This is a genomic window from Kribbella sp. VKM Ac-2568 (assembly GCF_004345365.1).
GTDB classification, from domain to species: Bacteria; Actinomycetota; Actinomycetes; order Propionibacteriales; family Kribbellaceae; genus Kribbella; species Kribbella orskensis.
The window spans coordinates 39430-49535 of the sequence record NZ_SLVF01000026.1; the positions used below are offsets into that span (position 1 = coordinate 39430).

7 protein-coding genes are annotated in these 10106 nt (G+C 67.9%); 3 read left to right on the plus strand and 4 right to left on the minus strand.

The features are described 5' to 3' along the window. The first annotated feature begins 60 nt into the window (after positions 1 to 60). Positions 61 to 1245 carry a CdaR family transcriptional regulator gene (locus EV648_RS41925; protein ID WP_132301998.1) on the plus strand — a complete coding sequence of 395 codons (1185 nt, stop codon included), beginning with the start codon at positions 61 to 63 and terminating at the stop codon, positions 1243 to 1245. Here the strand turns inward: EV648_RS41925 and EV648_RS41930 are convergent. The 4 genes from EV648_RS41930 to EV648_RS41945 form a co-directional block, all read right to left on the minus strand. Further along, the gene (locus tag EV648_RS41930) at positions 1201 to 2598 is read right to left on the minus strand and encodes a wax ester/triacylglycerol synthase domain-containing protein (protein WP_132302000.1); all 1398 of its coding nucleotides are present in this window, start codon (positions 2596 to 2598) and stop codon (positions 1201 to 1203) included. The two genes, EV648_RS41925 and EV648_RS41930, sit on opposite strands and share 45 nt — an antisense overlap. A 27-nt stretch (positions 2599 to 2625) precedes the next feature. After that, the gene (locus EV648_RS41935; RefSeq protein ID WP_132302002.1) at positions 2626 to 3396 is read right to left on the minus strand and encodes an SDR family oxidoreductase; all 771 of its coding nucleotides are present in this window, start codon (positions 3394 to 3396) and stop codon (positions 2626 to 2628) included. Positions 3397 to 3440: 44 nt separating this feature from the next. Continuing rightward, positions 3441 to 5429 (minus strand): family 20 glycosylhydrolase, encoded by a 1989-nt coding sequence (locus tag EV648_RS41940; protein WP_132302004.1) that lies wholly within the window; start codon positions 5427 to 5429, stop codon positions 3441 to 3443. A gap of 404 nt (positions 5430 to 5833) precedes the next feature. Continuing rightward, on the minus strand, positions 5834 to 6076 hold the full coding sequence (locus tag EV648_RS41945) for a hypothetical protein (protein WP_132302006.1): 243 nt from the start codon (positions 6074 to 6076) through the stop codon (positions 5834 to 5836). Positions 6077 to 7372: 1296 nt separating this feature from the next. Between EV648_RS41945 and EV648_RS41950 the strand changes: the two genes are divergently transcribed. Together EV648_RS41950 and EV648_RS41955 are read left to right on the plus strand one after the other, a co-directional pair. Beyond that, on the plus strand, positions 7373 to 7789 hold the full coding sequence (locus EV648_RS41950) for a DUF4440 domain-containing protein (RefSeq protein ID WP_132302008.1): 417 nt from the start codon (positions 7373 to 7375) through the stop codon (positions 7787 to 7789). Positions 7790 to 7995: 206 nt separating this feature from the next. Further along, on the plus strand, positions 7996 to 10106 hold a 2111-nt coding region (locus EV648_RS41955; RefSeq protein ID WP_132302010.1), incomplete at its 3' end, for a class I tRNA ligase family protein.

Consider the following 10106-nt stretch of genomic DNA (forward strand, 5'->3'; position numbering starts at 1 on the left):
GGACGTCTCAGGGCGCGACAAGGGCGTGACAGGGCGATCTGAAGCACGACGAGGCAGGCGATGGGCACGGAGGCGACGCAGAGCCGGGCGCGACTCGAGATCGCCCTCGACAGCCGACTGCCGGAGCTGCTGGCCGAGGTCCGGGACCTACTCGCCGACGGGATGCCCGAGTACGCCGCCTTCCTCGACCACAATCCGCACGGTATGCGGGAAGCCGCCGAGCTGTTCATCCACCGGCTCCTCGACATGGCCGAGCACGGCCGCTCGGTGTCCCGCGACGACCATCTCGAGGGCGCGCAGACGATCCAGCTCGTTTTCGAGCAGATCGGCCGCCGCCAGTGGCAGGCCGGCGAGGATCTGACCCGCCTGCTGACCGCTTACCAGCTCGGCGCACGCACCGCCTGGCGGCACGTGTCGGACACCGCGCTGGCACTCGAGGTCCGGCCGGACGTCCTGGCCGCACTCGCCGAGGCCGTCTTCGACTTCATCAACCAGCTCTCCTCGGCGTCCGCGCGCGGCTATGTCCTGGAACAGCGCGAGGACGCCTCGGCCCGGGAGCGGAGCCGCGAGGAGCTGGCCGAGCTACTGCTGTCGGATCGCTCGGGCATGAACGCGATCCGCGAGGCCGCCGCCCGCGCCAACTGGCCGCTCCCCGCGACCGGGGCCGTCGTACTGGTCGATGCGACCACCGACGTCGCCCGGCGGGTGCTGTCCCACGTCGACGCGGGATCCCTGCCGGTGCGGCACGAGCAGCTGTCCGGCGCCATCGTCCCCGATCCCGGCCCGTCAAGTCGCCGGGACCAGCTCCGCCGCGCACTCCGGGGGACCAACGCGGTGGTCGGCCACACCGTGCCGCTGGAGCACCTGCCGCGGAGCGTCGCGATCGCGCAGATCGCCCTACGGCTCAAGCAGCAGGGCATTCTCGCCGACGACCCAGTCTTCGTCGATGAGCATCTCGACACGATCATCGTGCATCGCGACGAATGGCTGGTGGGTTTCCTGCGCGATCAGTTGCTCGCGCCGCTCGACGACCTCCCGGCCGGAGCCCGGGCACGGCTGATCGAGACACTCACCGCATGGTTGCGACACATGGGCGACCGGACGGCGATCGCCGAGGAACTGCACATCCACCCACAGACCGTGCGCTACCGGGTCGCCCAGCTGCGCGAACGGTTCGGCGATCAGCTGGACTCGCCACGGTCACGCGCGCGACTGTTCCTCGCGCTCGTCTGGCCGGTGCGGTGAGACGTTCAGGACGTGCTCCATCCTTGCCGCGAGGACGCCGGCGTCGAAGACCACCGGATCGGAGGCGAGACCGATCCCGAGCGAGCCGGCCCAGCTCAGGGCGCCCACCGCGAGCGGCGACCCGGGCGCCAGCGGCAGGATCGGGTAGACGGACGCGATCGTGACTTCATCCATCGACAGTGACTGCGTCGGGCCGGGCATGTTCGACGCGATGGCGTGGAAGAAGCGACGCCCGTAGACGGTCCGCGCGAACCAACGTGCCACCGGCTCCGGCAACGCGCGTAGGCCGGTCGCCATCACGAATCGCGAGGCCACGGCCCGGCTCGGCGTCCGAAGGCGCGCGGTCCGCCGGCTGATCTCGGTGACCAGCTCATCGAACGGGCGGCCGTCCAGCGGTACGTCGACCATCACGGCCGCGGTCGCGTTCGTCTCCGCGGCCGCGTGGGAGTCGCGCACCATCAGCGGCACCGCGACCCGCATCCGGCCGCGGAGCCGGGTGGCGACGTCAGCATGGGTGACAGCGACCGCGTCGGCGACCAGACCGAGGACGACATCGGTCACCCGGACACCGCGGCTGGACGCAGCACGCCGCACGGCGGCGAGGTCGAGATCGGCGGTGGCGAAGTCCCGCCGCGCCGACAGGTTCTCCAGACGTCCACCCGCTCCGCCGTCGGTGGCCAACTGGGCCAGCCCCGCGATCGTTGCTCCAAGCAACTGCGCGCGACTTGGCGCTGAACCGCGGACGCCGGGCAGCTCGATTCGCGGACGGAACAGGTTCAGCGCCTGGATCACGGTGCCGATACCGTCCGCGACGGCGTGGTGCAGGAGCAGGATCATCGCGGACACCCCCGGCTCCACCTCGCGGACCATCACGATTCGCCACAGCGGACGATCCCGGGGCATCGGCGTCTCGGCCAGCTCGGCGACGATCCGACGTACGCCGGCCAGGCCGTCCGCCGAGCGGCGTTCGCTGATGTGCCGCGGCCAGTCGATCTCGGCGACGTCGATCCACCGCTGCCGGCGCCAGCGCGACGGCGGAGCGAGCCGCTGGCGGAACCGGGGCAGTCCGGCGAGCTCGCCTTTCACCAGGTCGGTGACGCGGTCGACCGACAGCGCCTCGCCATCACTCGGCTCGAACACGACCAGCCCACCGACATGCTGAGCCGCCGCGGCGGTCTCGACCTGCAGAAAGAAGACGTCGCTCGACGGCACGACCATGCCTGGGCGAGCGGCCCGATCCTGCCGGACCTTCGCCAGCCGGTTGGCGAGCAGGTAGACGCCGAACAGCAGACCGCGCACCAGCCGGCGCCAGCCCCTGATCCGTTGCGTTGATCCTTCGTCGTCGAGGGCCACGCAATTTTCATAGCACAAACGGTCCGGTCACCCGGACCGGATCGACTCTCCGAAGCGGGTGGCGAGCCGTCGGTAAGCGCCCGGGAACAGCGCCCGTACAACGGCGGCGAGCCGGATCCAGCGCGGGATCCACGTCTCGGCACGATCCTGCTCGATCGCTCGGACGACAGCACGCGCGACCGTCTCGGGCTCCACTGGCCGGGGTACACGCCGGTCGTAGGCGCGACCCCGCGCGGAGAAGAAGCCGGTGTCGACCGCCGCGGGAACAACGACGCCGACCTGGACGCCAGTACCTGCCAACTCCAGCCGCAGACTCTCCGCGAACGCGTCCAGGCCCGCCTTCGCCGCCGCGTAAACCGCCTCCCCCGCAACGCCGGTTCGCCCCGCGACCGAGGTCACGAGGAGCAGATATCCGGTCCGGCGTTCGATCATGCCCGGCAGTAGCAACCGGCAGAGCCGCATAGTCTCGACGAGATCCACGGCAACCAACTCCGCGATCTCGTGATCGCTCATCTCCACGAACGGTCCGGACCACCCCTGACCGGCGTTTGCGACCAGCACATCCACCCGACCGTGCGCGGCCAGCGCCTGCCCGGCCAGAGTCTGCACAGCGTCGTACTCACGCAGGTCGGCCTGCACCGCAACGCCGTTCACCTGATCCGCGACCTCCTGCGTACGCAGGACGTCGCGCCCATGCACCACGAGCACAGCCCCCGCCGTCGCAAGCTCCAGACAAACAGCTCGCCCGATCCCGGCCGACCCACCAGTCACCAACACCACCGCGCCGCCCAGCTCCACGACCTGTCCTCCACCACCGACCGATTCGCAGCAGCGGCTGCGGGTCACACCTCCACGGTGAGCGTTGTCGTGACCGGGGCGGTGCCGTCGGCGCTGACCGTCAGGGTCACGGTGTACGTACCCGGTGCCCCGTAGGTGTGGTCACCGCCGATGGTATAGAGACCGTTCACCGAGATCGGTGTGGCCGCCTCACCGGTGAGCACCCCTGCCGACGTGGTGCCGTCGCCCCAGGTGATCGTGGTGGTGATCGTGCTGGCCGGGCGCCCCGGCGCGGACAGGTACGCCAGCGCCCCGGATACCTGTCCACCCGGGCCGACCGCGGTACGCGCGGCCCGCAGGTCGAGGTGCCACGGCACCTTGGGGGTCGGGTAGAAGTTCGTGTCCGGCAGGGTCAGCCGCACGCCCTGCGCGGCCACCCGGTTCTGGAAGTCCGCGTACGCCGGAGGCAGCGCGCCCCGCTTCGGCGACCAGCCGATCTCCGCGATCGCGAGCAGCCGCGGGAAGACCATGTAGTCGACGTTGTCCAGGTTCACCACGGTCTCGCCCCACATCGGCGCCTCGACGCCGATGATGTTGGCGTCGGTCACGCCGGTGACGTGGCCCTCCGGCTCCCAGTTGTAGAACTGGTCGATGTCGCAGCCGCGCGAGCAGGCCCAGTTCAGGCCGAGCGTCGGCGGTACGTTGCCGGCGCTGCCGGCCAGGTACTTCATGTCGAGGTACGTGCGGTTCGCCGGGGACATGACGATCTTCATGCCCTTGGCAACCGCGTTCCGCGCGGTGACCGTGCCGCTGCCGCTACCGGACGAGGTTGACCAGTACTGCGCGACCGAGCCGGCCGGCGGGGTGGTCCCCTCGCCCGCGATCTCGGCCCAGCCCATGACCGTCTTGCCATGGTCGGTGACGATGCCCGACTCGCGGTTGACCAGCGCGGCGTACTGCTCGTGGCTCAGCAGCGTGCTGGGCACCTCGTCCCCGCCGAGGTGGTACCACGGCCCCGGCGACATCGCGGTGAGCTGGTCGATGATCGTGCCGAGGATCGTCCAGGTGTTGTCGCTGTCCGGGCACATCGCGCTGTACCCGACCGCGCCCGTGTAGTTCCACACCGGCGGATCGTTGCGGCTGCAGTTGATGTCCTGCGGATTCCCGTCGAGCAGCGGGTTCGCCGTGTCGTTGTACTCGGACATGATGATCGCGTTGTTGTGCCCGGGGCTGTCGACCTCGGGTACGACCGTGATGAAGTGCGCCGCTGCGTAGGCGACCACGTCGCGGTACTCGGCCTGGGTCCAGAAGCCGCCCGGGTCCATCGTGCGGCCGCCGGTGCCGACAGAGCCCTGCCCGCCGATCTCGGTCAGGTTCGGGAAGCCGTCGATGACGATACGGAATCCCTGGTCGTCGCTCACGTGCAGGTGCAGGACATTGACCTTGTACGCCGCGACCTGGTCGATCAGTCTCTTCACCGCGGACGCGGGCTGGAAATGCCGGGCGATGTCGAGCATCACGCCGCGGTAGCCGTACCGGGGATAGTCGACGACGTGCACCGCGGGAATGGACCACGGGCCGACCTGCCCGGTCGGACTGTCGATCCAGCCGGGCAGCAACTGCCGGATGGTCTGCACACCGTTGTACAACCCATGCGCGGTCTTCGCGGTCACGATCGCGTTCCCGGTTGTGACGTCGAGTTGGTAGCCCTCGTCGCCGGGGGTACCGGGGTCGCCGATCCGCAGCGCGATGTCGCCCTGCTGCGCGGCACCGGTCACCACGTCCAGCCGGTAGCCGGTGGCCGGCCGCAGGTACTCGGCGAGCGCGTTCCCGACCGCGGCATCGTCACTGACAATCCGGGCGGGACGGGTGAGCGTGAACTTCCCATTCCCGGCGGTGATCGACACCGGTTTCGGTACGACCTGCGCGACCGTGGCCTTCGCCGGTGCCGCCAGCGGCGCGCCGGTCGCCGGAGCGCTGATCGTGGCTACTGCGAGCGCGGCCGCCAGCACCGCGATACCAACCAGTGAACGTTTCCGGGCTACCAGTGCCATCCGGGCCTCCCAATGCCAGCGCCCTACATGTCGACTTGATTCCGCGAAAATTAGTCCCGCCAAGTGGTCTACACCCGCGCGAACTTGCGTGCAAGATGTTGACTACGTGCATTAACGCAGCAATCGGTGCGGAGGCCGACGCGATCGGTGGCCCCGTATGGCGTGCCGAGTCCGGACCGGGTCAACCCCGTAACGGGCTACAGGCACCGCGACTCGACACCCAGGCGGATCGCCACAGGGATTGGCCTTGTCGCCGGCGTACGTCGCGCCGTACTGCGCGTAGTCGACGTTGAAGCTCGCGCCGTCACCGCCACTCACGTGGAAGTATCCGTCACGTCCGAACAGGAGCGTGCCGATCGAGTGGCTGGGGTACTGCTGATCGCCGGGGACAGCGGAGGCGGCGGCTATTGATCGTCGGGCTCGGTCGGTTTGCCTTCTTTTGCGGGGTGTTCCACCAGGGCAACGACTCGACTCGCCATGAACCGTGCTGTGCGGACTACGGCGCCACTACGGGTCAGCTCGGTGACCTCGACCAAGCCACGTCGTACCGCAGTCTCCACTCGACGTCCGGCCTTGGTCGCCACGACCTCGTAAGTGCGGGTGGCATCTCCGACATCGACGACGATCTCGACTCGATCACCCTTCATCGGTGGCCTCCTGCCGTCCGCCCGCCGCCCGCGCGCCGCGTATCAGCACGCCCCCCGAGGATATTCGATTGATTGATCCGGCAACTCTACGTGAAACCTGGTCAGCAAAGCGTAGTCATGGGAGGCGACAAGGAAAGCGGCTCGCCCGTCGCTGCGACCCGAACGACCCCCGGCCCGTGGAACCACGCCCCGAGACGGTCCCAGCGGGGCAAGATCCACGGGACCACCCGGCGCGGCCACGCTCGCTGGAACATCGTCTTAATCAACAAATCTACCTGGAATCCAAATATTTGCGTTCTGCTGCACATCTCGCCAGCTGGACGCGACGAGTTCATATCCATTGTCATCCGGTTGGCCATCTTCTGAGTAACGCGCCCTGAGATACTTCCTCCAGACTTCCCACGGAGACCTCGTGAAATATCGGACCACTGGAGTCTTCGCACTTTGATCGAGAAAGACAACCGGGATTTCTCGGTGCTCTTTGAGTAGTTGATCGACTTTAGCTCCCTTTCCATTGGAAGTGAATCGTCTTCACTACTTTACCTTTGTTGACGAACCGGACCTGAACATGTCCACCATACCGACACTCGCAGGAGTATCTCGCGCCTTATTTCCTGTGGTGTTTCCAATACTTCTTCGCCGCACGGACAGCTTGCCGTTGGTATTGTAATCGCACCACTCCGACTTATGCTTCTTCTTGGGCTTTAAGATAGTACTTACTCTTGGCCTTGCGGGCGCCGCGGCCCTCGAAATGGCTCGTAGCTTTGCGTAGAAGCCGCGTCCCACACTGAGAGCCCGCTCTTGGTACCGAGGCGTGCGACGTGGCTGTGAGTTCCACCCGCTGATGCTGGTGGCAGTCGTTGCCTGCGTAGCGAGGTCGACGGTTGTGACGACGTCGCCGTGCTGGTTGGTCAAGGTCAGTGAGCCGGTCGCGCCACTGGTTGTGAGGCTGAGGTCGGTACGACGAGTTCGGTGTATCGGGTGGCGATGCCGCCCGTGGTGACCCAGGTCGGGTTGTCGCCGGCGTCGGTGTAGTGCCGTGTACCTCTTCGGACACTGAACGGTTGGTTCAGTCATGCAGGCGGCACAGACTGTGCCGCCTGTTCTGTTCGGTCCGCGAGAAGGCCGTCGTGTTCTCGAAGGACCGCGGAGCGGCGCGACCACGCGGACCACAGACCCGACCAGCAGCGCGAGCAGCAGGACAGCGAGCCGATGCCGAGCGCTGCACCTCCACGGGCCGTGCGTACTGACACGCACAGTAGGCTGACGCAACATCAGTTAGATGAATGGAGTCCGATGGTCGCCGACCCGCTGCGTGACAAGGCCGAGCTTGACGGACTGATGCGTGCGTTTCTCGATGCATTCGACAATACCGGCGGCCGTCGACCGAACGTGAATGTCGTCCGTGAGGTGTTCATTCCACAAGGAATGATTATCAGTCATGTCGGAGGCGAGCCCGAGATCTACGATCTCGACGGATTCGTCGTACCTCGGGAGAAGATCCTCACCGACGGGACGCTGACGGAGTTCTCCGAATGGGAGGTCGCCGAGCGGACCGAGATCTTCGGATCGATCGCGCACCGGTTCAGCGAGTACCGCAAGTCCGGTTCCCGCGACGGCGAGTGGTTCGAGGGCTCCGGCCGCAAGCTCACCCAGTTCGTCCGCACGCCAGCCGGCTGGAGGATGAGCTCGCTGGCGTGGGAGGACGTGTAGGACTCCCCGACCCACTCAGTAGGCGCGGTTGGTCGTGGAGAAGGCGTTAAAGAAACCGCAGGTTTCGGTCCTGCGCGTTACCATCTATGTGTGAGCATCCGCCTCCTCCTTACCGGGCCGGGCTGACAGATTCCAGTCAGTGTGGCGAGCCCTCGTGAACTACGGGGGCTTTTCTCGTATCCGGACCCGACCAAGGAGCGACGACGATGAGCGAAGCAGTCGACGGGCCCACGGAGACACCGACGGTTGGTATCCCGTCGCACCGCTACACTGCGGCGCTCGCCAAGCGGATCGAGACCGCCTGGCAGGAGCGGTGGGAGCGGGACGGCACCTTCCATGCCTCCAACCCGACCGGCCCGCTGTCCGACGGCTTCGACGAGGTCGCCGGCCGGCCGCGCCGCTACGTGTTGGACATGTTCCCGTACCCGAGCGGCGCTGGGCTGCACGTCGGCCACCCGCTGGGCTACATCGGTACCGACGTCTACGCCCGCTACCTACGGATGTCCGGGGCCAACGTGCTGCACACGATGGGCTTCGACGCGTTCGGCCTGCCCGCCGAGCAGTACGCGGTGGAGACCGGGCAACACCCCCGAGACACCACCGAGGCCAACATCCGGACCTACCGGCGGCAGCTGCGCCGGCTTGGCCTGGGCCACGACCTGCGCCGCAGCGTCGCCACCACGGACGTCGACTTCTACCACTGGACCCAATGGATCTTCCTGCGGATCTTCGACGCCTGGTACGACGCGGCCGCGAGCAGGGCCCGCCCGGTCGCGGAACTGTGGGCCGATTTGGACGCCCGGGTCCGCGAGCCGGCCCAGGGCACCAACCCGTATGGCCGACCGTGGCCCGAGCTGTCCACCGTGGAGCGCCGCCACGTGGTGGACGCACACCGGCTGGCGTACCGGTCGGATGCGGTCGTCAACTGGTGCCCCGGCCTCGGCACCGTGCTGGCCAACGAGGAGGTCACCCCCGACGGCCGCAGCGAGCGCGGAAACTTCCCGGTCTACCGGCGGCCGCTGACTCAGTGGATGCTGCGGATCACCGCGTTCGCGGACCGGCTGATCGACGACCTGGACTCGGTCGACTGGCCGGAGTCGGTGGCCCAGATGCAACGCAACTGGATCGGCCGGTCCAGTGGCGCGCGGGTCCGCTTTGGCTCGCCCGCTGGCGACGTCGAGGTCTTCACCACCCGGCCGGACACACTGTTCGGCGCCACCTACTTGGTTCTGGCCCCGGAGCACCCGCTGGTGGACGAAGTCATGGCCGACCGGTGGCCGGACGACGTACGTCCGGAGTGGACCGGTGCCGCCCCGACGCCGGGCAAGGCCGTCACCGAGTACCGTAAAGCAGCCTCGCGGCGCTCAGAGCTGGAGCGGCAGACCGAGGGCCGGGACAAGACCGGCGTCTTCACCGGGTCAACAGCGCTCAACCCGGTCAACGGCGAGCAGGTGCCGATCTTCGTCGCCGACTACGTGCTGACGGGGTACGGCAGCGGCGCCATCATGGCGGTGCCCGCGCACGACCAGCGGGACCTGGAGTTCGCGCAGAAGTTCCACCTGCCCGTCGTCAAGGTGATCGAGCCGCCGGCCGAGTGGAACGAGCGGCACCGGACCGGCCCGCATTACCCACCGGCCGAGTGGCCGGAGGCGTACACCGGCGACGGCGTCCTGATCGCCTCTGCGAACGCCGGCGTCTCGCTGAACGGACTGGGTAAGGAGGAGGCGAGCGCACGGATAACAGCCTGGCTGCAGGTGCAGGGCCGGGGCGAGCCGGCGATCACGTACAAGCTGCGGGACTGGCTGTTCAGCCGGCAGCGGTACTGGGGCGAGCCGTTCCCGATCGTGTACGACGAGCACGGGCTGCCGGTGCCGCTGCCCGAGTCGATGCTGCCGGTCGAGCTGCCTGAGATGACGGACTTCTCGCCGCGTACGTACAACGGCCCGGACGCGGCCGACTCGGAGCCGGAGCCGCCGCTATCCCGGCTGCCGGACTGGGTCGAGGTCGAGCTGGACCTGGGCGACGGGCTCAAGACGTACCACCGCGAGACCAACACGATGCCGCAGTGGGCCGGTTCCTGCTGGTACGAGATCCGCTACCTGGACCCGACCAACCACGACCGCTTCGTCGACCCGGAGGTCGAGCGGTACTGGATGGGGCCGAAAGCCGAGAACCCGACCGGCGGCGTCGATCTGTACGTCGGCGGCGTCGAGCACGCCGTACTGCACCTCCTGTACGCGCGCTTCTGGCAGAAGGTGCTGTACGACTTGGGGCACGTGTCGGCGTCCGAGCCGTTCGCCCGGCTGTTCAACCAGGG